Source organism: Pseudarthrobacter ribosi, from assembly GCF_055412865.1.
The window spans coordinates 30410-53082 of record NZ_JBVAYZ010000027.1; the positions used below are offsets into that span (position 1 = coordinate 30410).

General features: G+C 64.6%; 25 protein-coding genes and 2 pseudogenes. 14 read left to right on the forward strand and 13 right to left on the reverse strand.

The genetic code is table 11. The features are described from left to right. Positions 1-67: 67 nt before the first annotated feature. Positions 68-766, forward strand: coding sequence for an SDR family oxidoreductase (locus ACZYZ5_RS18900; RefSeq protein ID WP_463903806.1), 699 nt, complete (start codon positions 68-70; stop codon positions 764-766). On the opposite strand, the gene ACZYZ5_RS18905 is transcribed toward ACZYZ5_RS18900, so the two are convergent. After that, positions 732-1862, reverse strand: coding sequence for a glycosyltransferase family 9 protein (locus tag ACZYZ5_RS18905; protein ID WP_463903849.1), 1131 nt, complete (start codon positions 1860-1862; stop codon positions 732-734). The genes ACZYZ5_RS18900 and ACZYZ5_RS18905 overlap by 35 nt on opposite strands. 332 nt (positions 1863-2194) lie before the next feature. On the opposite strand from ACZYZ5_RS18905, the gene rfaE2 reads away from it, so the two are divergent. The 5 genes from rfaE2 (at position 2195) to ACZYZ5_RS18930 (ending at position 6127) form a co-directional block, all read left to right on the forward strand. Next, complete coding sequence (gene rfaE2, locus ACZYZ5_RS18910; protein WP_463903808.1) at positions 2195-3739, forward strand: D-glycero-beta-D-manno-heptose 1-phosphate adenylyltransferase; 1545 nt, start codon at positions 2195-2197, stop codon at positions 3737-3739. Between the two features lie 641 nt (positions 3740-4380). Then, entirely contained in the window at positions 4381-4524 is a 144-nt protein-coding gene (locus ACZYZ5_RS18915) for a helix-turn-helix domain-containing protein (RefSeq protein WP_463903850.1), read from the forward strand. Between the two features lie 271 nt (positions 4525-4795). Beyond that, positions 4796-5365, forward strand: coding sequence for a DapH/DapD/GlmU-related protein (locus ACZYZ5_RS18920; RefSeq protein WP_463903810.1), 570 nt, complete (start codon positions 4796-4798; stop codon positions 5363-5365). Positions 5366-5432: 67 nt separating this feature from the next. Next, the gene (locus tag ACZYZ5_RS18925) at positions 5433-5825 is read left to right on the forward strand and encodes a hypothetical protein (protein WP_463903811.1); all 393 of its coding nucleotides are present in this window, start codon (positions 5433-5435) and stop codon (positions 5823-5825) included. Then, entirely contained in the window at positions 5822-6127 is a 306-nt protein-coding gene (locus tag ACZYZ5_RS18930) for a winged helix-turn-helix domain-containing protein (RefSeq protein WP_463903813.1), read from the forward strand. Before ACZYZ5_RS18925 ends, ACZYZ5_RS18930 begins: the two co-directional genes overlap by 4 nt. Before the next feature lie 165 nt (positions 6128-6292). On the opposite strand, the gene ACZYZ5_RS18935 is transcribed toward ACZYZ5_RS18930, so the two are convergent. From ACZYZ5_RS18935 to ACZYZ5_RS18945, 3 genes are all read right to left on the reverse strand, one after another. Beyond that, a complete protein-coding gene (locus tag ACZYZ5_RS18935; protein ID WP_463903814.1) occupies positions 6293-6538 on the reverse strand; it encodes a hypothetical protein in 246 nt (81 codons plus the stop codon). Positions 6539-6878: 340 nt separating this feature from the next. Then, on the reverse strand, positions 6879-7079 hold the full coding sequence (locus tag ACZYZ5_RS18940; RefSeq protein ID WP_463903815.1) for an ion channel: 201 nt from the start codon (positions 7077-7079) through the stop codon (positions 6879-6881). A 94-nt stretch (positions 7080-7173) separates the two neighbouring features. Then, entirely contained in the window at positions 7174-7413 is a 240-nt protein-coding gene (locus ACZYZ5_RS18945; RefSeq protein WP_463903817.1) for a hypothetical protein, read from the reverse strand. A gap of 68 nt (positions 7414-7481) precedes the next feature. Here ACZYZ5_RS18945 and ACZYZ5_RS18950 point away from each other — a divergent pair, with 68 nt between their 5' ends. From ACZYZ5_RS18950 to ACZYZ5_RS18960, 3 genes are read left to right on the forward strand one after another with little or no spacing between them, the layout of a single operon-like run. After that, a complete protein-coding gene (locus ACZYZ5_RS18950) occupies positions 7482-7841 on the forward strand; it encodes an MmcQ/YjbR family DNA-binding protein (protein ID WP_463903818.1) in 360 nt (119 codons plus the stop codon). Continuing rightward, positions 7838-9163: a replication-associated recombination protein A gene (locus ACZYZ5_RS18955; protein WP_463903819.1), complete on the forward strand. Its 1326-nt coding sequence runs from the start codon at positions 7838-7840 to the stop codon at positions 9161-9163. Before ACZYZ5_RS18950 ends, ACZYZ5_RS18955 begins: the two co-directional genes overlap by 4 nt. Before the next feature lie 23 nt (positions 9164-9186). Next, positions 9187-10527 carry a carboxylesterase family protein gene (locus ACZYZ5_RS18960; RefSeq protein ID WP_463903821.1) on the forward strand — a complete coding sequence of 447 codons (1341 nt, stop codon included), beginning with the start codon at positions 9187-9189 and terminating at the stop codon, positions 10525-10527. 593 nt (positions 10528-11120) lie between these two features. Here ACZYZ5_RS18960 and ACZYZ5_RS18965 read toward each other — a convergent pair. From ACZYZ5_RS18965 to ACZYZ5_RS18980, 4 genes are all read right to left on the reverse strand, one after another. Then, complete coding sequence (locus ACZYZ5_RS18965; protein WP_463903822.1) at positions 11121-11888, reverse strand: SCO1664 family protein; 768 nt, start codon at positions 11886-11888, stop codon at positions 11121-11123. Further along, positions 11888-12442, reverse strand: coding sequence for a DUF3090 domain-containing protein (locus ACZYZ5_RS18970; RefSeq protein WP_463903823.1), 555 nt, complete (start codon positions 12440-12442; stop codon positions 11888-11890). The genes ACZYZ5_RS18965 and ACZYZ5_RS18970 overlap by 1 nt, the downstream gene beginning before the upstream one ends. Positions 12443-12451: 9 nt before the next feature. Next, complete coding sequence (locus tag ACZYZ5_RS18975) at positions 12452-13162, reverse strand: histidine phosphatase family protein (RefSeq protein ID WP_463903824.1); 711 nt, start codon at positions 13160-13162, stop codon at positions 12452-12454. A 1017-nt stretch (positions 13163-14179) separates the two neighbouring features. Beyond that, entirely contained in the window at positions 14180-14782 is a 603-nt protein-coding gene (locus ACZYZ5_RS18980; protein WP_463903826.1) for a TetR/AcrR family transcriptional regulator, read from the reverse strand. A gap of 232 nt (positions 14783-15014) precedes the next feature. Here ACZYZ5_RS18980 and ACZYZ5_RS18985 point away from each other — a divergent pair, with 232 nt between their 5' ends. After that, positions 15015-16025 carry an alkene reductase gene (locus ACZYZ5_RS18985; RefSeq protein ID WP_463903828.1) on the forward strand — a complete coding sequence of 337 codons (1011 nt, stop codon included), beginning with the start codon at positions 15015-15017 and terminating at the stop codon, positions 16023-16025. Positions 16026-16092: 67 nt separating this feature from the next. Continuing rightward, entirely contained in the window at positions 16093-16806 is a 714-nt protein-coding gene (locus tag ACZYZ5_RS18990; protein ID WP_463903829.1) for an SDR family oxidoreductase, read from the forward strand. A gap of 164 nt (positions 16807-16970) precedes the next feature. On the opposite strand, the gene ACZYZ5_RS18995 is transcribed toward ACZYZ5_RS18990, so the two are convergent. Both ACZYZ5_RS18995 and ACZYZ5_RS19000 read right to left on the reverse strand, forming a co-directional pair. Further along, positions 16971-17837 carry an alpha/beta fold hydrolase gene (locus ACZYZ5_RS18995; RefSeq protein ID WP_463903831.1) on the reverse strand — a complete coding sequence of 289 codons (867 nt, stop codon included), beginning with the start codon at positions 17835-17837 and terminating at the stop codon, positions 16971-16973. A 48-nt stretch (positions 17838-17885) separates the two neighbouring features. Beyond that, positions 17886-18884: an NADP-dependent oxidoreductase gene (locus tag ACZYZ5_RS19000; RefSeq protein WP_463903832.1), complete on the reverse strand. Its 999-nt coding sequence runs from the start codon at positions 18882-18884 to the stop codon at positions 17886-17888. A 279-nt stretch (positions 18885-19163) separates the two neighbouring features. Here ACZYZ5_RS19000 and ACZYZ5_RS19005 point away from each other — a divergent pair. Beyond that, positions 19164-19643 (forward strand): annotated as a pseudogene (locus tag ACZYZ5_RS19005) (substrate-binding domain-containing protein); the annotation flags it as partial. A gap of 252 nt (positions 19644-19895) precedes the next feature. On the opposite strand, the gene ACZYZ5_RS19010 reads toward ACZYZ5_RS19005, so the two are convergent. Beyond that, positions 19896-20378, reverse strand: a complete 483-nt coding sequence (locus ACZYZ5_RS19010; RefSeq protein WP_463903833.1) for a sensor histidine kinase — start codon at positions 20376-20378, stop codon at positions 19896-19898. Positions 20379-20632: 254 nt separating this feature from the next. On the opposite strand from ACZYZ5_RS19010, the gene ACZYZ5_RS19015 reads away from it, so the two are divergent. Together ACZYZ5_RS19015 and ACZYZ5_RS19020 are read left to right on the forward strand one after the other, a co-directional pair. Further along, a complete protein-coding gene (locus ACZYZ5_RS19015) occupies positions 20633-21013 on the forward strand; it encodes a glutamate-cysteine ligase family protein (protein WP_463903834.1) in 381 nt (126 codons plus the stop codon). Between the two features lie 68 nt (positions 21014-21081). After that, positions 21082-21224: pseudogene (locus tag ACZYZ5_RS19020) on the forward strand (IS256 family transposase); the annotation flags it as partial. 75 nt (positions 21225-21299) lie between these two features. Here ACZYZ5_RS19020 and ACZYZ5_RS19025 read toward each other — a convergent pair. Beyond that, on the reverse strand, positions 21300-21929 hold the full coding sequence (locus ACZYZ5_RS19025; protein WP_463903835.1) for a hypothetical protein: 630 nt from the start codon (positions 21927-21929) through the stop codon (positions 21300-21302). Between the two features lie 53 nt (positions 21930-21982). Then, the gene (locus ACZYZ5_RS19030; RefSeq protein ID WP_463903837.1) at positions 21983-22669 is read right to left on the reverse strand and encodes a class F sortase; all 687 of its coding nucleotides are present in this window, start codon (positions 22667-22669) and stop codon (positions 21983-21985) included. Positions 22670-22673: the final 4 nt, after the last annotated feature.

Consider the following 22673-nt stretch of genomic DNA (forward strand, 5'->3'; position numbering starts at 1 on the left):
CACGAGACCACAGCTATACCCCCGGCCGGAGAACCTCATAACCGGCCGCAGAATCGAAAGGAACACCATGAGATACGAGACGCAACCCGGCAGGGTATTGGTGACCGGAGGCGCCTCCGGACTCGGTGCGGCCGTCGTCGACGCTGTGCTGAAGGCTGGCGGAACACCCATCGTCCTGGACCGCGACATTCGCAACGTCTCCGCGGCGAAGGCCATCGAGGTGGACGTCGCGGACAGGACGGCCGTCAGCGAGGCCGTCACCCAGGCGGCCGAAACCCTGGGCGGGCTGGACGCGGTAGTCACCGCCGCCGGCATTGACCGGTGCGGCAAATTGGAGGACGTCCCGGCCGAAGACTGGGAGCAGGTCATCTTCGTCAATCTTTTCGGCACTGTGTCCGTGGTCCGTGCTGCCCTGCCCTATCTCAAAGCCTCACACGGGCGCGTCGTCACGGTGGCCTCCACCCTCGGGAAGAGGGCACTGCCGGAGGCATCCGCGTACTGCGCTTCCAAGTTCGGCGTGGTGGGGTTCAGCCACGCCCTGGCGGCCGAAACCGGCGGGGAAATCGGTGTGACCGCGCTGATTCCAGGCGGGATGAGGACCAGGTTCTTCGACGACCGGCCCGAGCAGTACAAGCCACAGGATGATTCCAAACTCAACGATCCTGCCAATGTGGCCCGGGCCGTCCTCTTTGTGCTCTCCCAACCGCCGGGATGTGAAGTCCGGGAGTTGCTTATCTGCCCCGCGGAAGAGGGCTCCTGGCCGTAAACATCCGCACGTCCTGAGACACGTCCTCGGCGGAGATGTCGGCCAACAAGGTGCTCTCATGCGGGCAACGCGGAGCGGTCCAACCGATCTGGGTGATGTCGGCGCCGCACTCGGGGCAGTGTGTCAGCCAGGACAGGTGCACCCGGTGCAGGCTACGGCTCAGCGGGCCGGCGTTAATCACGTTCCCGACCCAATACAGGCCCACCGTCGGAGTGCCCAGTGCCTGGGCCAAGTGCCGGGGACCGCTGTCGTTGCCCACCAGGACCGACGCCGCCGCCAGCAGTGCCGCCAGGGCTCCGAGCTCCAGTTCACCGGCCAGCGAGATGACCCGCTCCGAGGAGGCTGCCTCCACTACCGCCGCTGCCAGCTTCTCTTCGTCCCGGGTGCCGACTACCAGCACCCGGGAGCCTTCCGCCGCGCAGGCCGGCGCCACCTCGCCAAAACTCCGCTCCGGCCAGCGGCGCCGCGGATCGCTCGCCCCTGGGTGGATAATCACGACGGCGGACCCGCCTCCCAAAAGCGGTTCCACCGCTGCGGCGTAGCGGTCCAAAGGCAGGAGTCGAGCCTCCAGCCCGACCGGGGGAGCCCCGGCCAGTCCCGCGACTTCGAGGGCGCGCAGCGGTTCGTGCTGGTAGTAGGCATAGGGCAAGCTCCGTTCCAGACGGGCGGCATCAGGGGTCCGGGCGCCCACGGAATGCCGTGCGCCCAGGCGCAGGAGGAAGGGATTGGAGAAGCGACCCCCGCCGTGCAGCTGAACTGCCAGGTCTAGTTTTTCCCGTCTCATCTCGGCGAAAAAGGCCTCAAGAGCCACAGGATCTTCAGGCCCCGGCCGGACACCCTCCGCGAAGGGCAGGATGCGGACATCCTGTGCCGGGCCCGAAGTGCTGCACACGAGGTCCCGGTGGATGGGCGTTCCCAGGATCGTGATGGCAGCGTCCGGGTAGGCCGCTCGGAGCGACGCGACGGCAGGCAGCGCAAACAGCAGGTCGCCCAGCCCGCCTCCGCGCAGCACCGCGATCCGTGAGACATGACCAAACTTGTCCAGGACCGGTCCGACACCCCACCGGTGTGCGCTTGCGTTGCCGGTTTCCGCCATCACGTCCTCCGGTGTCAGTGCCTCCGCCCGGCGTCGTCGCGACGAGCCACCGGTCCGCCGGCCGGTCGGCCAGCCGTGCCGCCACCATAGTTCCCGTCAGGGCCAGCTGGCTACCGTCCACCCATAGTGATCCCGGCGACGGCAGGAAGGACGCCGGCCGCAGCCGAAGGTGTAAAGCTGGCCCCACCGGGGTACGTGAGGGTCAAGGGAGGTCCCGTGAATAGGCTCATGATCGAGCCGTCAGCTGTTTGGGGCTCCCGCACGCGCCACGGAAGGAGACCCATGCCTGCGATCCTCAACCACGTCTGGGCCCTCGGCGGAAGCCGGCAGCCATGACCGCGCCCCCAGGCGGGGAGGACACTCCGTATGGCGGGGATCTTTCAGGGCAGCGTGGCCTGGAGGATTGGCTTCCCGGACGGCTTGCTGAGATTGGGCCAGCCATCACCGTCATCGGCGACGCGATGCTCGACGGCTGGTGGAGCGGCACGACCGAAAGATTCTGCCGCGAGGCGCCGGCCCCGGTGGTCGACATCACCGAGCGCAGTTTCGCCCCGGGCGGCGCGGCGAACACGGCCGTCAACCTTGCCGCGCTCGGGGCGAAGGTGCGCCTCGTCGGCGTCGTGGGCTGCGACGAAGCAGGGATGGAACTGCTGCGACTGCTGGAGACGGCCGGGGTCGACACTGCATTCGTCGGACGGGTCCCGGGTCTGAGAACCACCACGAAGACTCGGATAAGCAGCGGCGGCCAGTTACTGCTGCGCTTCGACGACGTGGCCCCCAAGGTTCCCTCGGCCGCCCTCACCACTCTCGCATTGTCCCTCCCGGAGGCTCTCCGGGAGCAGGATGCAGCGGTGATCTGCGATTACGGCGCCGGGGCCCTTGGCGGGAAGGTGAAGGGCGCCTTGGTTGCAGCCCTGGCGGCGCGCCCGGCGTCCTTGCTGGCCGTCGTCGATGCCCACGATCCCCGTCCCTGGGCCGTGCTCCGGCCCGACCTGGCCACGCCCAATGCACAGGAGGCCGCCGGACTGCTCGGACTCAAGTTTGCGGGCAGCGCCGGGCGTCCCGCCGCCGTTGTTGACCACCGCCAGGAGTTGCTCAATGCCACCGGGGCAGCAGCCGTGGTGGTGACCCTGGACCGCGATGGTGCAATGCTGCTGCCCGCGGCCGGAGACGTCCATCGAACATGGGCCAAGCCGGTCGCGGAGAAGCAGGCTTCCGGGGCAGGGGACACCTTCGTCGCCATGCTGACACTGGCCCGGGCCGCCTCGCTGCCGCTGACAACGAGCGTGGACCTCGCCCAAGCGGCGGCCGACGTTGTGGTCCGCCGAGCCGGAACGTCCGTGTGCAGCACCGAGGACCTCGGCCGCCACCTGGCCAGCTTCGCGGACACTGCCGTCGACCCCGGGGAACTCGCCCGGCATATCAGCCGCCACCGGGTCGAGGGACAGAGAATTGTCCTCACCAACGGCTGCTTCGACGTCCTCCACCGCGGCCACACCCGGTACCTCACCCAGGCCAAGCAGCTGGGGGACATCCTGGTGGTGGCGTTGAACAGCGATGACTCCGTCCGGCAGCTGAAGGGGCCTGAGCGCCCCATCAACACCGTCACAGACCGGGCCGCCGTTATCGCCGCGCTAAGCTGCGTTGACTACGTCACCGTGTTCGACTCACCCACCCCGGTCGCACTCATCGAGGAGCTCAGGCCCGAGATCTACGCAAAGGGCGGTGACTACACTCCTGAGATGCTCGTCGAAACCCGAGCCGTCGAACGTTACGGGGGCACGGTGGCCATCCTGGACTACGTGTCCGACTTATCCACGACGGCCGTCGTGCAACGCATCCGCAACGGCGGGGGCGCTGTCTCGGCCGAAGGCTGACCACATCAGGACAGTCTCACGAACGGTCGTTGATGAGACGTTGGGCTTCGCGCGGGGCACGGATGCCGAGCAGGCTGCCGTGGAAGGAGTCGGACTCGGATCGTCCGCGGCAACCCCTTCGAACGCCCGCGGGACCAAGCATGAAAATAGCGAGCCACCTGTTGATGCGGCTTCACACGAAGGCGCAGCCTCGGATGGGGCATGAGGCTGGCTGCCGGTGGCCCCGGAGAACACCGGAACTTAGCACTTCGCCGCGCACTAGAGGTCGCCAGGGGGCAGCGGCGAATACTGAAGACCAGACGTAGGGCGCGTCGGAGCGGCCTTTCATCGAAGGCCGCTCAGACGCGCCCTACGAGCGCAACCGACGCCTCCGGCCGCAATCTCCGGGTCATCTACGCGGCCGAGGCGACGACGTCGGCGATCGCTGAGGCCACGGCTGCCGTTCAGAACTTAAACCTGGGACTGCCCGCTGCACGGTTCCCCCTTCACCCCCGTCGGGGTCGTTGTCCAGGGCCCCACCACCGAACGACTCCCGGCCCCGGACTGAAACGACCATGCCCATTCCGGAACTCATAACCAGGAGAGGCACCATACGCGCGGAAAAAGCCAGATGCGCCATGATCGCCCCGACCGCCATGTCAATGACGGCGCGCGACCTCGAACTACACGCCGCGGGGGAACACAGCAAGGCAGAGCTGGCCGAGTTGTTTAACGTCGGTCGCTCCACTGTCTACCGGGCAATTGAACGCGGGCAACGCAGGGCGGCCGAACCAATACGCCCCTGAGAATCAGGGTGCATAAGAGTATTGAGCGAGAGCTACGAGTCGTGCAGGGAACTACTGAAAATGACATCAGAGCTGGCGAGTGTCCCACTCTTAGCGTCCCGGTTCCAAGGATGTGAACCTTCCAGGGGATGTTGTAGGAATCCGGCAACGGCAGCCATCGCTAGTGCATCCGCTGTTCCACGAGCACAATCATCGAGGCGCACAGAAGGCCTTGTAACTAAAGACCCCGTCTTGTGCCCAAAACCTATCCCAGCTTGATAGAAAGGACACCATGGAACTCGACGATCTCCTTGACGCACTGAACGCCGGCGATACCATCGCCGGGGACTCGCCCTTGCATGAGGTCATGCACCGGGTCAGCCAGGATGCCCTGCGCATTACCGGCGAACTCAACGGCGGATATCAGGAACCAGCGCGTATACGGGTGCTGTTAGCTCAGTTGACCGGCAAACCGGTTGACGAATCCGTGACGGTTTTCCCGCCCTTCTACTCCGACTTCGGGAAGAACATCACCCTCGGGGAGCGGATCTTCATCAATTCCGGGTGCAAGTTTCAGGACCAGGGCGGTGTCGTCATTGGGGACGACTGTCTGATCGGGCACAACACGGTGATTGCCACACTCAACCACGACCTTGCACCGAGCCGACGCGCGGACATGCACCCGGCCCCTGTCGTCATCGGCCGGAATGTTTGGATCGGAGCTAACGCCATCATTCTGCCGGGCGTGACTATTGGTGATGATGCCGTCGTGGCGGCTGCGTCCGTGGTCACGAAGGACGTACCCGAAAAGTCGATTGTTGTGGGCTCCCCTGCACGAGTAGTGCGCTCACTGGCCAACTGAACCGCGCTGGTTTCAGCCTCGCTTGGGTCCTCGCGCTACTTCGCTCACCAAGGGTCAGGAGGCGCGGTTGCTTGATACGTCCGGGCATGCCCTGCGCAAAGTTGGTGTCACCTGGCCCGTGGCCATGATTTTCACTAGCCTGGCGATCCTGGGATCGATGCTGATGATCGGCATGCAGATTGTGTCCCACACCGGATACGGTGCGCCGCTGCTGGCCGCGTCGGTGGGTGTTTGGGCCGCCGCGACAGCAACGATTTGGCCGATGTTACAGACGTCGACCAAGGTTGGGTACACGAAGTGGTTCCTAACGTCCCTGATCGCCTACTTCGCTCTATACGGGGTTGCGTTGGGTGTGGGGGTGAGTCTTTTCCGCGACGGGAACCTCTGGTTCTACGTACCGGCCGCCCTCGGATTGGGCGGAGTCGGCCTGGCCGCAGCGTTCCGTGAACTGCGCGCATGAGCACTCCCGCGGATCATCCCCGTCACAAGCTCAATGAACTTATCCACTCGCCCGTCCGCTTTTCCATCATGGCCGCGCTGGCTCGCGCGGAATCACTGGACTTCAAGGATCTCCGCGATGCGATCCAGGTCAGCGATTCCGTCCTCAGGAAGCAATTGTCCGCATTGGAACAGGCCGGCTTTGTGAAGATCAAGAAGAGTTTCGCAGGAAAGATGCCCAGAACATCAGCCAGTCTGACCGCGATCGGGCACGAAGCCTGGGCAGGACACCTGCAGACGCTCCGGGACATCGCCGGCGGCTAATGCCCCGTCAGCGGTCTGGAACGGTCGGTGCATCCTTCTCCTGTGCGGGAGCTTGCGTGGGCTACCCTTACGGCCGGCCGCTCGTCGCTGCCTCCGGAATGCTTGTCGTGAGGGCCCCACTTGAACCTTTATGCCTGGTGGAACCTTAGAAGCCCTCCAGCGCCTCTAGTCCGCGGCGTCGAGAAGCCCCGTAGCGTCTGTCCCGGTGGCCCGGGCCAGGGCGTCAAGGGACTTGACGTGCACACGGGCGAGGGCGATGGCCACGAGTTCCAGGAATGCGGTCCCGTTGGGTCGTTCAAGGTCGTCAAGGTAGTCACGCATGCGCCCCTCCAGGGGGCCGAGGCCTTCGGATTCTTCGGCGGCGATCCGCGTCAACGCCGGGGCTGGCAGTCCCGTCGTTCTGTGAGTCATGCCCGTCAACACCACCTTGCCAACGGCGGCCTTGGCGTCGTGGACAACTGGCCATGCATAGAACGAAGGGCCGACAAGATGCTGCGCTTATCGACGGCGTTGTTTCCCTGAACTTGGTTCCTTGTGTGCTTTGCCTTTGGCCGAGTCATTCCCGGGTTCGTCTAGGCGCAGGGCCAGTTGGTCATGAAGCCTGTTGATCTGGGCCGTGAGGCGGGCAAGTTCCTCGTCCTTTGAAGTTTCGGCCGCTTTGGTCCGGGCATCGGCTGCGGCTGTCACGCTTGCAATGAGCCAGGACGACACTGCCGCGGTGACCATGCCAGGGTTGCAATGCCGCCGGCCATCAGCGCGGCCGCAGCCCACCGGCCGGGAACAGTGACGGGTAATAGTCTTCGTAGCCGATCGTTGTGATGGTGACGATCGCCCACCACAGGGAGTCGCCCATGGTGGTGATATTCGCGTTCGGGGCGCCCCTTTCGGAATGGAGGACGCTCAAGGCCACCGTGGAGACGAGCAGGAGAGCGGACGCAATGACGTAGGCCATGACGCGCGTTCTGATGGCGTGCCGGGTGCCCGTTCCATGACTTGACGCAGCGTGAATGGGCGCAGGAGCGGCAATGGCCGCGCCACCGGGAATATCACCACGAGCAGGTCCTGGGGTGGCGGACAGACCACCGGCCTCGCTGCGGCTCCAGGAGCAACTTGATGATGTAGTCGGCACCAAAAGCGACCCACGTTAACCAGATGACGAGCGTCAAGAAGGTGGGGTAGGGGTCCGGTGGTTCGACAATGATCAGGATGGAGTAGGCCGCCAGGAAAACAAAGGCCGCACCGACCAGGGGTCCCCCGGAACGCTTAAGCCAGGTTTCGTGCCACATGGGGCGCGTTCCCGCCTCCCGCACGCGAAGCGGCCGGTCGACCCTGCCACGTTCGGGCGGAAGAACCGGTGACGCTTTCCGGAGCGCGGCTGCAGCAGATCGCTCGTGACACAGCGGCGTCACTCGACGACGTGAGCCACGGGCATCCGTTCGCCCCGCACCTTGACGTGTGGAAGGTGCACGAAAAGGTGTTCCTCATCGTCACCGACGACGATCCTGACTTGCAGATCATCACCGTGAAGGTCGACCCGCATTACGGCGACGCGTTGCGCCGCGACCTCGACGCGATCACCGCCGGCCACTACCTCAACAAGCAGCACTGGATTTCTATTGGACCAAGCGCGGGTATCACCGCCTCACTGATCGAAAACCTGGTGCACGATTCCCACGACCTGGCCAGCCAAACCCTCACGAGACGTCACCCATGACCGAGCAACCACCATCCCTGTTCGACGTCGACGACACCTCCCGGCCGCTGGCGGACCGTCTGCGACCTCACACCCTGTCCGATGTCGTCGGGCAGCATCACCTGCTCGCAGCGGAGGCACCCGTCGGGCGGATGGTCGGCGCGCACCATTTTGTATCGATGGTGCTGTGGGGGCCGCCTGGATGCGGCAAGACCACGATCGCCAGGCTCCTCGCCGAGCAGACCAACCTCGCCTTCGAACCGCTCTCGGCCACCTTCTCCGGAGTCGCTGACCTCCGCCGGGTCTTCCAGACCGCGCAGCGCCGGCGAGAGCTCGGGCAAGGAACTTTGCTGTTCGTTGACGAGATCCACCGCTTCAACCGCGCGCAACAAGACTCTTTTCTCCCCTATGTGGAGGATGGCACCATCGTGCTCGTCGGGGCCACCACCGAGAACCCCAGTTTCGAACTCAACGGTGCGTTGTTGTCGCGCTGCCAGGTGTTCGTCCTGAAGCGCCTCGACGACACGGCCCTCAGCGCACTCGTCACTCGGGCGGAGCAGTTGCTCGACGGGCGGCTGCGGCTTGATGACGATGCGCGCCGCGCGTTGATCGCGATGGCTGACGGGGATGGTCGGTACCTGCTGAACATGATCGAACAGGTGCAGTCCCTCCCTGCGCCGGTCGACCCGGCCGTGCTCGCCGCCGCGGTACAGAAGCGGGCACCGCTCTACGACAAGTCGCAAGAAGGCCATTACAACCTCATCTCCGCGCTCCACAAATCCATGCGGGGCTCTGACCCCGACGCCGCCCTGTATTGGCTGGCGCGGATGCTTGACGGTGGAGAAGATCCCTTGTTCGTCGCGCGCCGGATGACCCGGTTCGCGAACGAAGACATCGGCCTCGCCGATCCGAACGCCGTGCAGCAGGCCCTCGCCGCATGGGATGTCTACGAACGCCTCGGCTCACCCGAAGGCGAACTCGCGATCGCACAGGCCGTGCTCTACCTCGCCACCGCACCCAAATCGATCGGCGTCTACCGCGGGTTCAATAAGGCGTCGGCTGCCGCGAGACGCACCGGATCGCTGATGCCACCCGCCCATATCCTCAACGCGCCCACCCGCCTGACGAAGAACCTCGGCTACGGCAAGGACTACCAATACGACCCCGACACCGACACCGGGTTCTCCGGCGCCAACTACTTCCCCGACGGCCTCTCCCGGGAAACGTTCTACGAACCCACCACTAGCGGCTACGAACGCGCCATCAGCGAACGACTTCGCCACTGGTCACAGCTGCGCAACGACCAACCCGGTGCCGCGACGACACCGCCCGAAGACAACTGACCACCGCTCGACAGGCTCACCATATGTCCAAATCACACCCCATCCGCTCCTGGCTCGGCGTCCCCTTCGCGACCGCAGAACGCTTCCACAGCCCCGTCTTGCTGCCCTTCAACCCTGACGCGCCATACGACCAGAAGGGACCCGCACCCCTCCAGGCAGGCGCCCCCACGCGGCTCGAGGCCGACAACGGATTCAGCGAAGACTGCCTCAACCTCAACGTGTGGGCACCCGAAGACGCTGCCGACGAACCGCTCCCCGTCGTCGTCTACATCTACGGCGGCGGATTCGAGATGGGAGCGAACACCACCTCAAACGCCTCCGGCCTCGCCGCGACCGGCCGTGCCGTCGGCGTCTCGCTGAACTACCGACTCGGCCCCTTCGGCTGGCTGTCCCTCTCCCACTATGGCGGAGCACTCGAAGACGCCACGAACCTCGCCATCCAGGACATCATCACCGCCCTCCGGTGGGTGAGAGAGAACATCGCCCGCTTCGGCGGCGACCCGAACAATGTCACCGTCACGGGGCACAGCGCCGGCGCGTACTCGGCGACCGCGCTCCTTGCAGCCCCCGCAGCGGACGGCCTTTACCACCACATCGCTGCATTCTCCGGTGGAGCATCCCGCATCGTCCCAGCCTGGTGGGCAGAAGAACTCGCCCTCGCGTTCCTCGCCGAACTCGGAATTCAGGACGACCCCGAACAGATCCTCACTCTCGACGCCCAGCATCTCGCTGACACCTTCATCAAGGTGAGCCCGCGCGAGTTCGGGAAGCGGCAAAGCATTGACAGCACCACGACCAACATCGTCGACGACCATACCCAGCCCGGCGGCGTCCTCACCGCACACCCCATGCGTGCCATCGAGGCCGGGAGGCGCACCGATATCGACGTCATCTTCAGCAGCACCACACACGAAGTGGACTGGTACGTCATCAACGACCCCGGGTTCGATCCCGGCAGCGTCGACACCATCGTCGACGTGTTCGCGTCGAAAGGCCGCATCCCACGCAGTCGCGCCCGTGCCATCGTCGCTGAATACGACACCGACGGACGCACCCCGGCTCAGGTGCGCGGGGCGCTGTACACCGACTACTCCTTCACCCTGCCAGCCAACCGGGCGGCGCTCGCACACGCAGCAGCCGGCGGCACCGCATACCAACTCAGCATCGGTTCGGCCGAAGGCGCCCACGCGGTGCACGGCACCGAGATGTACGGCCTCGTCGGACAACAACGCCCAGACCAAAGCGCAGAGCAAAGCCACCTGCGACACCTTCGTCTGCGACACCCTCCTCACCCTCGCCGAAGGCAACACCAAATCACTATGGGACGCCGTCACCACCCAACCGACCACACGCGGTATCGGTGATCAGCCGACCGATCCAACCACCACCCATGCTCTGAACGTGCTGCGCATCTTCGAGGGGATCGAACGGACGTAAGCACCACCATCGGGTAGGTGCCAGGACATCCAAGGCGACCAGCTCGTGACGGTACCCGACGACGTGGTCAAGGCTGCCCCAAGGCCTCATTATCTAACGGTCACGACACCAATCGATCACAGAACACCGCCACAAAGCGATCAACTCCACAGGAAACTGACAACCGACGCACCTAGGGATCACGGGCTTCCTTGGTCAAAACTCGTGGCCGCATTCAACGGCGGTCAAAAGACTCAAGGCACCGTTTTGCCTGGCGTCAGATCCGCTCTGCGGGCGCGCCCGCAGAGGACGACTCACCGTGACAGATGCGCTGTTATCGGCGCTTGGGCAGCGAATTTCCCGGTGACAGTCGATGTCTCCCATCGTCCAAACTTTTCGGAACAGAGGGTTGCCCGCCGGGGCCTGGCGCCTAGGAAGATCGCCAGCCGAGCTCGCGCTCAGGAATGATGAGCTCCGTCGCTACCTTCGGATCCATGCCATCAACGTGACGCAGCCTGCGAAGCCCGTAGCCGTAATTCCCTTAGAACAGCGGCCAGGGCACCGCCGACATCTCACCGCTCGGAGCCGGAAACCGCCCTGCCAAGCGCAACCGGGCGCAGCGCGCGGCTAGCGATGCGATTTCGTCGGCGCTGAGCAAGTCCGCCAGGTTTCGGCCCAGCCCACCGTGCAGTCCTTCGCTGACACGATCGATGCCGTCTCGTTCCTCGGCGGTAAGAGCGTCTCCCCGCCATCCCCACAGCACCGTGCGCAGCTTGTGGTCACGGTGAAAGGTGAGCCCATGGTCCACGCCGTGCCGGTGTCCGTCTCTCATGGCAAGAATGTGGTCGCCTTTGCGGTCGGCGTTGTTGACGACCATGTCGAACACCGCCATGCGTCTGAGCGCCGGCGAGTCTTCGTGAACGAGGGCGACCATCCGTCCGTTCTCATCTCGTCCCTCGAGAACGTGTTTCCAGCCCGTCTCCGGCACGTGGTCCGTCGCGACCAGGTTCACGGCGCTTTGGGCGGGATCTCGCTCCTGCCAGAGCTGCACCATTCCTTCGCCCATCGGACCATCGCGCAGCCAGGTGCGCGGTACGACGTCCCAGCCGAAGACCTGCGAGACCAGGTAGGCGGCCACCTCCCGGTGAGCCAGGGTGCCGTCGGGAAAATCCCACAGCGGACTTTCGCCTGCTATCGGCTTATAGACGACCACCACGTCGCCGACGCTGCCCAGAAATGTAGCGTTTGAAGCCGTCGTGATGCGGCCGGTGAGGGTCAGCTCGGCGGTTACTAGGTCCGGCGCTGGCATCAGATCTCGGGAAGGGTGCAGATGTGCCCGTCGGCGTCTATGGGGGAACCGCAGAGCGAGCACATCGGACGCCCGGCGCCCACGATCTCACGGGTGCGTTTGGCGAATGCGCGGGCGGTGCCGACCGGCATTCGCACCAGCAGCATTTCGGGCTCGTTAGCGCCGTCCTCATCAAGCGATTCGTCGTTCTCATCAGCATCGACATCGGTGATGGGGTAGGCCTCTATTACGACCTGGGCCGTGGTTGGGTCCCAACCTAAGCTCATGGCGCCGGTGCGAAACTGCTCCTGAACGGCCTCGAGCTGGTCATTGTCGACAAGTTCAATGGGAGTACCCGTGGGAACGCTGAAGGGGTTGCCCTCGACCGTGATGAGCTGGTCGAGAATTTCGTCGATCTTCTCCGCGAGCTGAGCCGACTGCTGCTTCTCCAGGGCAATACTCACGATCTGCGTCCCTGCGCGCACCTGCAGGTAGAACGTACGCGCCCCCGGAAGGCCAATGGTGCCAACGACGACCCGATCAGGCCAGGCAAACTCGTGAACACGTGTAGGCATGTCAGTATTTTAGGCACATGAGGTTCGTGGCGCCTTATTTTGCCCTGCACCGCCGCCCACCGGCGCATCGCCAGAGTGGATGCCGTTCGACAGCCACGACAGATCACCCGCGTCGGTGTTGGTCGCGTAGACGCTCGGCCGACTGGCGCCGTAGCGCACGATCGATACGGAGGCGGGGCCCACGTTAATCCGCTGAAACAGGTCAAGGTGCATGCCGAGCGCGTCGGCGAGGATTGACTTGATGATGTCACCGTGACTCACCGCCACCCACACGGCCCCTGGCCCGTACTCCGCTTCGAAGGCTGCATCGTGGCGTCGAATCGCTGCCACTGACCGAGCCTGCATCGCGGCCATGGATTCACCCCCGGGAAAGACGACGGCGGACGGTTGCGACTGCACAACCGGCCACAAATCCTCGGTTGCGAGATCACTGAGCGTGCGGCCCTGCCACTGGCCGTAATCGCACTCGGTGAGATCGGGCTCGACCGGCGCGTACGGCGTGCCAGCCTGGCGATCGAGGATGAGCTGGGCGGTCTGCTGACAACGCTCAAGAGGGCTCGACACCACCCCGACTACGGGCACGGCCCCCAGCCGGTCTCCGGTCAGAGCCGCCTGGTCGCGCCCGATCTGGTCCAGGCTGACGCCGACGGCCCGGCCGGCCAGCAGTCCAGTGGCATTGGCTGTGGTGCGGCCGTGCCGCACGAGAATAACTGTCGCCATCCACCCAGCCTAACCACCCGCTCGATGGCGGGGTGTATCGAACCCGGTCGCGCGTCGAACAGGCAGATGAAGCACTGGCGGAACCCTTCAAGCACGCCGACGCGCTTCGAGCCGCTCAGACGGACTCGGCATGCATTGACCAGGTCACGGCCGACGCAAGGCTCAAGGCCGAGGCTTTCTCGGACGCCGACGTTAATCGGAAGCGCCAGGAAGTCCTCGCCGCCGGCTACGCAATCACTTCTGGGGCGATCATTCCCGGCGTTTCCTCCGTTTCAGCCCCCGAAATTTTCCTCAGTAGACTCGCTGCCTCTCGCCATCACCGTCGTATTCCCGGCGGAAGAAGTGGACAAGACCGAGATGGACAAAGTGACGGCGAAGCGCTGAACCGCTCATCGCGCTGTTTGTCGGAGCGTGAGTTGTGTATATGACCCTCGGACCAGGCTACTGGCCAACGCAATTTGGGTTCTGAAGGCCTTCATATCGGAGGGAAACTCGGCAGGCTCGGAGACATGTACGGCAAACATCGTCTAGGGACCGCGCGCAGCTGGTCGTCTATGCATACCGGACAGGTCTGGCCTGACTGCTGCTGCGGTTGTGGTCGACGCATCAGGGCATCCCGCCCTCGAAGCCTTTCCGGCGGAGGGCCTCTGCCGTGCCAAGCCCGGCGGCGGAGGCGCCCATTATGGCGACGGAGCGGACGGCGCTCGTACCGGCTCGCACGGAACGGGCCGTCGGGAGGCTGTGACACGTGCATCCCTAGACGATGGGGGTCCCGCGGCTGGCGGTGCTTACCCTCTTATCGTCCAGTCAATGGGGTCGGCTCGAATCGTCCGCATGGACTGATCCATTTACCGCATTCGCAGTAGATGGATCAGGAAGGCGAGACATGTAGGCGACCAGCTGGGCGCGGTCTCTGGCTCCTACCTCGGCCATGAGGTTGTTATCGAATGGCGCCTGCCGATCCACGACCACAGGCGGCTGGTGGACACAGGGCCTCAGTGCGAGCACTTGATTGCGTCAGCGAGACAGCAGCACGCCGACCTGGGCGCGGATGTCCCGCACAATATCGTCGATGCTCAAGGCGGCGTTCACGCTCGCCGCCATGCTGAGGAACATGATCGCGGTGACGATGCGGGCCATCGGTGCGGCATCACCCGCACCGGCCAGCTCGTGCCTGCCCAGGACGGCAGCGGTGGCCTCCTCGGTCTGCGCGACGATGGACAGAGCTTCGCTGTGTCGAGGCTCCTCGGGATCGCCGAAGACCATCTCCCGCAGGTAAGTGCGTCCGTTGTCGACCTGGGTGCGGTTGCATTCCACGATCGGCTGGACGATGGCCATCACCGCATCGAGGACATCCGCGATAGTTTCGGCATCCGCCCGACCCCGCTGGAGTGCTTCGGCGTAGTGTGCGTTCTGCACGAGCAGCAGGAGTTCACCTTTGGACTTGGCGTAGAGAAACAGGGTCCCGGTGCCGATGTCCGCCTTGTCGGCGATCTGCTGGGTCGTGACATCCTCGATGCCGTGCTCGGCGAACAGCTCGCTGGCTGCCGCGGTGATACGGTCCAGCTTTTGTTGCTTGTTCCGCTCACGCCGTCCGACCGGCTGGGAGGCGAGAGACATGATGGATCCTCCGGGGATATATTCTGACTGCACTCAGTTATGAGTCTCGTCATTACTGGAACGGGTTGAACTCTTCGCTAATTCTCCCACGCCGGTGGCGGGCTACAACGGTACGCCCGGGTGGTGATGGCCGATTACCCATCAATGCAAAGGACTATGCACTCATGACCACGCCATCCATGCTCTGGCAACCATTCACTCTCGGTGGGGTGGCGCTTCCCACCGGCTTGCTTTGGCCCCGCTAACCCGGAGCCGTGCGAACCCTGACGGTACCCCCGGGGAACTGGCCGCGGAGTACTACGGCCAGCGCGCCACGCTCGGGCTGATCATCACCGAGGGCACCCAGCCGTCCGAGGACGGCCAGGGCTACCTGAACACCCCCGGCATCTACACTCCCGAACACATCGAGGGATGGCGAAAGATCGCCGACACGGTGCATGCAGGCGGCGGAGCGCTGTTCATCCAACTGATGCACGTCGGCCGTATGTCGCACCCGAATAACACCCCGCACCGCCGTCGGCCTGTGGGCCCGTCGGCGATCTCGGCTGATCAGGACATATTCACCCCGACGGGCCCGCAGAAGACGCCGGTGCCGCGTGAGCTGACTGCCGAAGACATCCAGGCCACCATCGCAGGGTTCCGCCACGCCGCAGCCTCCGCTATTGCAGCGGGAGCGGACGGCGTCGAGATCCACGGTGCGAACGGGTACCTGCTGCACCAGTTCCTCTCGCCGAACTCGAACCACCGCACGGACGAGTACGGCGGATCGGTGGAGAATCGGTCCCGGTTCGTCGTCGCGGTCGCCCGCGCGGTGGCCGAGGAGATCGGGGCAGATCGGACCGGCATCCGCATTTCACCGGCGTTCCCGCTGGGCGGAATCAACGAAGGGGACCCCACGGACGTCCGGACACAGTACCGCCACCTGGTCGGCGAACTCGCCGCCCTGAAACTTGCGTACCTGCACGTACACCACCTCGGTGACGACGAACTGCTTCGGTCCTTCCGCGACACGTGGCCTGCTGCCATCCTCGTCGTCCGGTATGGGCGCGACCGCGAGCAGATCGCCGACGACATCGACGCCGGGCTCGCGGACATCGCGCCGCTCGGCCGGTTCGCCCTAGCAAACCCCGACGTTGTTCAGCGCCTGCGCACCGGTGCGCCGCTGAACGAGCTGGACCCGGCAACCCTGTACGGCGGCGGCGCGGCCGGGTACACCGACTACCCCACCCTGGCACACGCCTAATCGTCTGCCGCGGGCCGTCCACCACCGACCTTACATACCCCGTACTGATCAGAAAGAAGAAACTCTAATGCCCTCACTCAACGGAGCAGTCGTCCTCGTCACCGGAGCCAACGGCGGAATCGGCACGCAGTTCGTGCACGAAGCCCTCGCCCGGGGAGCTGCAAAGGTTTATGCCTCCGCCCGCACCCCCCGCACTTGGAACGACGAACGCATCGTTCCGCTCGCCGTGGACGTCACCGACTCCGCCTCCATCCAGGCAGCGGTCGAGGCGGCACCGGATGTGACCGTGTTGATCAACAACGCCGGCGCGTCGGTTCCCAGTGCCGGGATCCTCACCCACACGGACGAGGAGATCCGAAGGAACGTAGAGACGAACTTCCTCGGGCCTCTCTTCGTCGCCCGCGCGTTCGCTCCGGTCCTGTCGGCGAAGGACGAAGCGACGATCATCGACATCCACTCGGCCCTGAGCTGGTACGCCGTCGCCGGCATCTACAGCGCCACCAAAGCCGCCCTCTGGTCCGCGACTAATTCCCTCCGCCTCGAACTCGCCCCCGCCGGCGTGCACGTCGTCGGCGTCCACGTCGCATACGTCGACACCGCGATGGCCGCGCACGCCACCGACCCGAAGCTCGACCCGACCGTGCTGGTGCGCACCGTGTTCGAGGCCATGGAGGCGGGGGAGTACGAGGTCCTCGCCGACGACACGTCTGTCCAGCTCAAGGCCGGACTCAGCGCACCCCTGGAAGCGGTCTACTCGCAGTTGGTGGACACGAACGCATAAGCGAACAACCGGCGCCACCGCGTTCACCAAAAGTGAGCGCGGTGGCACGACCCCTGCCAAAGGCCCACGATGCCCAAGTGACGACGGAACGGGTGGGGAGTGTCTGAATATCGGTGGATGCGGGGTTGGCCTTACACGCCGGGGTATTCACCAGCCAGGGCTGGTCAGTGGGCGAGGAATTCTACGGAGACGGGGGAGAACCGGTCGTGGAACTGGAAGATGCCGCCGTGGCCCGAGTCGGGGTAGATAATCAGCTCGGATCCCTTGATGCGCCGGTGTAGGTCCTCGGACAGGATCGACGGCACCATGCGGTCGTTGTCGCCGTTGGCGATAAGGGTGGGGTGAGTGAGCTTCGACAGGTCCGACGGCGCGGAGCGGCCGAACTTCCGGATTGCCTTCAGCTGCGTCTGGAAGGCTTTGGTGTTGATCGGTTTGTCGCGGTCGAGCGTGCGCTCCTGCAGGCGCTTGATGAACGCCTTCGCGGCCGGCTTGCCGGTCGCGTTGCGGTTAAAGAACAGGAACTCCTTCGGGTCCGCGCGCGTCAGGGTCGCGCGGAGAATGTCCCAGTAGGTGGTGCTGACGACCTTGTCCATGTCCTCGCCGCCCCGCGGCCCGGTTCCGGCCAGCACGACCTTGCGGACGAGGTCGGGATGTTTGAGGAGCAGGTCCTGGGCGATCATTCCGCCCATTGAGAAGGAGAAGATGTCGATCCTGTCGAACCCGAGGGACTTGATGAAGGTATAGGCGTCGTCGGCCATCGCTTCGATGGTGTCTGGAACCTGCCCGGTGGAGGCTCCGACACCGCGCTGGTTGAAGGTGATGACGTGGCGGTTCTTCGCGATGGGGTCGATGATGCGCGGGTCCCAGTTGTCCAGGGTCGCGGCAAGGTGCACGAAGAACACGACGGGGATGCCGGCCTTGGGCCCCAGCTCACGGTAGGCGTAGGTGACGCCACCAGCGGTGATGGTGCGTGTGGCCGCCTTCGCGTACGAAGTGACAACAGGGCCGTTCGGGGTGTCAAAGCTGCTCATGCTGGTAGTCCTCCTGAGTGGTCTGTGAGGTGAACGTCTGCCGGCGAATCAGGAGGGAAGGGTGACGACGGCTTTGCCGCGGAGGCCGCCCTTGGCCAGCGACTCGAGCGCCTGTGGGGTCTGGGCGAAGTCGAAGACCCGCCCCACGACCGGGCGCAGCACGCCGTCGTCAACCAGGGCGGTGATCTGGCGCAACTGGTCGCCGCTGGCACGCATGAAGAGGAACTCATAGCTGACGCCCAGCTTCTTCGCCTGCCGCCGGATCCTGCTGCTGAGCCCCGCGATGGCCAGGCGCAGCACAGGGTTCAGATCGGCTTTGTGCGCGAACGCCGGGTCCGGCGGACCGGCGATTCCGATCGCCTTCCCGCCGGGCTTCAGGATGCGCAGTGACTTCACGAGGTTCTCCCCGCCGAGGCTGTCGAGCACCAGATCGTACCCGGCGAGGAACTGCTCGAAGTCCTGCGTACGGTAGTCGATCACTGTGTCCGCGCCGAGGTCGCGCACGAAGTCGGCGTTGGAGGCACTTGCGGTGGTCGCGACGGTGGCGCCGAGGTGCTTGGCGAGCTGGATCGCGATCGACCCGACCCCGCCGGCCCCGGCGTGAATGAGAACTTTCTGCCCCGGCCGTACGTTGCCTTGCTCAACGAGGGCCTGCCACGCCGTGAGTGCAACCAGCGGTAAAGAGCCGGCCTCCTCCATGCTGATCGATGCAGGTTTCAGTGCCAGGTCGGCCTCGGTGATGGCGATGCGCTCGGCGAACGTGCCGATTCGGTCTTTGTCGGGGCGGGCGTAGACCTCGTCACCGGGCTTGAATCCGCGCACTTTCGCCCCGACACGGATGACTGTGCCGGCGACATCGTTGCCGAGGATCAGCTGGAGCTTGTACGGGAGGATCTGCTTGAACTCACCGAGACGGATCTTTTCGTCCAATTGGTTGAGGCCGGCTGCCTGGACCTGGACCAGCACATCGCGGTCGCCGACGGTCGGCTCAGCGACGTCCGCTTCGCGCAGCGGCTCCTTGTACTTGGTGACGACGAATGCCCTCATGGCGTGCTGCTCCCTCTATGACCTGCGGGGGACTACAAATGAGTCTACTCAATTATGAGTGCACTCAGAAACATTGTCAAGTAAATATCGGCGCAGCCGTGTCACGAGTCGAAGATGAATCGTTGACAGGGGCAATACGCCGTCCCCTGCAGGGAATTCAGCATCTTTGGATGAGCACGACGTTGAACCGATCGCAGAAATTCCATGCGAACCGTGGTCGCTTCAGACAGGCTATCGAGCAGTGCATGACCTACTAGCCTCCGGCGTCCGACCAAGGGCGCTTATTTGCCTGAACGACCGTATTGCCTAGGCGCGTACCGGGCCCTGAGTGGAGCCGGCCTGCACATTCCGGATGACATCTCCATAGTCTCATTCGACGACGACGACATCGCCGTGTACCTCGATCCCACATTGACCACCGTTGCTTTCCCATACAAGGAAATGGGCGCCCTTGCCGTGAGACTGGTCTTGAACGAGAATCCAGAGCGCAAGGAGTATCTGGTCCACATGCCCATCCGCGTCCGTGGCTCGGTCAAGCTTCGGCTGCTTGGGGTAGGCCTTTGGTGGGAGTGTGGACAGTGTCCACACTTTGGCCGTCGGACTGGGTCGTACGGCTGCCGGACTGCGGATGTTTTTGGGGGAGTGGCGGATATTCAAGGCCTGGAACCTTGTCCGAGTCCCACCTCGGCACGTATTTCAGCAGGTCAGGGGCTTTTTGGTGTTTCTTCGTGTGGACAGCGTCCACACTCTCGCCTCTGATCTGATTCTCCGGGTGTGTGGGGTCCCGGATAGAGCTATTCGGTTGAGTGGGGGAGCGGCTCTCTACGGCAGACCGGGTACCGCCCTGCGGGGTCCATTATGGGTGTTCATCCTCGTTCGCGTGCGTTCGACTCGAACGGCATAAGTTGGCCGGTCGTTGGAACGGCATGAAGAGGCGAGTGGCCATCCCGGGGCTGTGGGCGTCGTTCCCGGCGATGGTCGAGTGCGCCATGCCGGGCGGTGCGGCCGGTGCTAGTCCAAGGGCAGTGTTACCAACACACAGGTTCCTGCGGCGGCGGACGAATCAATGTTCATCTCTCCGCCAGCAAGGCCTACGACCATTCGCATGAGGCGCAGCCCCATGCCGGAGTGCCGACCAATCATGGCTGCCGGCACGTCGAAACCTCCGCCGTCGTCGGTCACCTTGAGCTGAATGCCGTGGCTCATGCCTTGGGTGACGCAGCCGAGCCGGACCGTCACAGCTGATGCCTGAGCGAATTTGTAGACATTGCTGAGAAGTTCCTGCGCCGCCCGGTATAGAAGAGTTGCGGATTGCCGGTCTACTTCCATGCCGTGGTGTGGTGCATCCAGGTGCACCAGGGTTCCGCGTTCGCGGAGGGGCAGTGTCAATCGGTCAATTGCGCCGGCTACCCCAAGAACATGGAAGTCGACCGGGTGTGTATCGGTGAGGACGCCACGTACGGCGACGACTTCATCGCTTAGTAGTGATTTCATGCTCTTACTGTGCGCTTGCGTGGTTGGGGTTTTCTGGTGCCGCGCCGAGGTTAGTGCACCTGGATTCCTTCCGCTTGTGCCGGTGCAGGAGGACCCATCGTGAGACCTGTCGTCGCCCCTGTGCGCGGACACTGACTCGTGGTCGTCCCTGTCCCCTATGTCGGTCACACTTTGCACGTGCGTACTTTTGGTGTTGAGGAAGAAATTCCTGATCGTGGATCCCGATAGCGGCCCCCCTGCCCCTGGCCGGGGAGATGCTGCGCCAGCACGAGCCCGGGCAGCAGACGGTGAACCACCCGGCGCCTCTCCAGATGCTGGCTGCCGAGCTGCAGCAGGAACAACTCGAAATCATCACTCACCCGCATGACAGCCTGAGCGGACTCGCGGCCGAGATACTTGCGGGTCGGGCCTATGCCGACTCACTGGCCCGAAATGCGGGCGCGAAGATCGCCGCCCTCGCCACATCCCCGCTGCCGGTCACACCGCACGCCACCCGCAACGACCGCTATGACGCGTTGATGGAAAAGCACGCTCTGACGGCCCGCGAGCAGCTGACCTGGGGCTGGCATGGATCGACATCCCCGGCCCCGTGCCGACACTTGAGTTCACCAGGACGGACGGAACGATCACCGTGACGGCGACGGACCTGCCCGTCCTTCCGCCAGCCGCCCCGTCATGGACCATGCAGCTCCTGACCGGATTTCCCACCGAGCAGGCGGCGCTGAAATGTTTGTATCTGGCGACCCGGGCACTGGACCCGACGGGCAAAGGCAAGCACCACGGGCCACACGGTGGACGCCGGCTCTGAATGCCTTCGCCATCAGCTTCGACGGAGGAATCAACTAAATGTCAACGTTAGATCCACCGCAAACTGACACTCCCCGTCCCCAACTTCCGCCTGTTGGTGAGCAGGGGTGGGTGTCACGGGTGGTTGATCCAGCAGGCCAGGATGGTGGTGGAAAGCTGGTAGGCCAGGGCATTCCGGCTGATGTTCTCCGGTCCCAGAGTCGATGGCAGGTCGGTGGCGTCGACCTGAAGGACGAAGCTGTCCTTCTGGAACACGGCTGAGCCGTCAGCAGTTTCGTAGGCCGGGAACCCGAGGTTGGCGAGGCCTTCGATGGGTTTGGCGTCCTTCGCCAGGGCCTGCATCGCGTCGAAGTACGTAAGTGCCGACGCCTGATCCTTCGCTTCCCGTACGGAGATCTCCACGGCACCCTCGGTGAGGTGGTACGTGCAGGTAAAGGTGCTGTCGGCCCAGTTATTGACTGTGTGCGGTTTCGAGTCCAGATCCAGGATGGATGTGAGCCGGTCCATCGGCTGGTCCCCGCACACCATCAGGGCAGCGTCGCTGGGACCTTGAGCCTGGGCCGCGCCCGGGGATGAGGAGGCGCCGTGGCTGTGCCCGCCGGCGTGCCCTGATTCGGCGGCGGAGGATGACGGGGGAACGACTGCGGAGTTGCCCGGCCCGACGGACCCGGCGGCTGCTGCGCAGCCGGAGAGCAGCAGAGCCGTGGCGGCCAGGGCAGCCAGGGTGTGCTTTGGGTGTTTCATGTCTAGTCCATTCGCGACATTTGCCGCTTCCGGTAGGAGCGGGCTTCCGTGGTTCAAACTTTGAGTTTGGCGTAGATGACGTAGTTGTCATCGAAGAGGCCGGTGGCGGGGTCGTAACCGTCGCACGTGATGAGCCGGAGCTCACCTCCGGGGGTGTTGCCGTAGACCTCGAGGGTGGGGAACTCGTTCTTGCTGTACTGGGCGCCGCGGTCAACGGTGAACACCGCCGTGGTGCCGTCGGCCCGGGAGACGTTGATTTCGGTGCCAGGAGTGAGTTTGCGGAGGTCGGCGAAAACTCCGGTGGCGCCGCCGAGCGCGTTGACGTGGCCCAGCATCACGGACGGGCCGCGTTCCCCGGGGGTGGGGGAGCCGTTGTACCAGCTGGCGGGAGCGCCGCTGCCGGTGGGAGGTACATCCAGGGAGCCGTTCTCCCGGAGTCCGAGTTTCAGGAGGTCGGTTCGCACGCCGATGGCCGGGATTTCCAGGGTCACCGGCTCGGATCGGTTCAGCACCGCGGGCTCTGCCACAGCGGGCGCGGCAGCCGGAATCGATGGGGGAGGTGCCGGTACGGCGGAACCGGGTGCGGAGGGGGAGGCCGCGGCGGAAGCTGAAGGTGGGGAGCCGGCGTCGGGCGTTCCGCTATTTCCTGCGCCGCAGCCGGCCAGGGTCAGCAGGAGCAGAACCCCGGCCGCCATGGCGGCACTGAGACCCCCGTGGCGGCCGGGATTCTTGGTTCTCACAGTA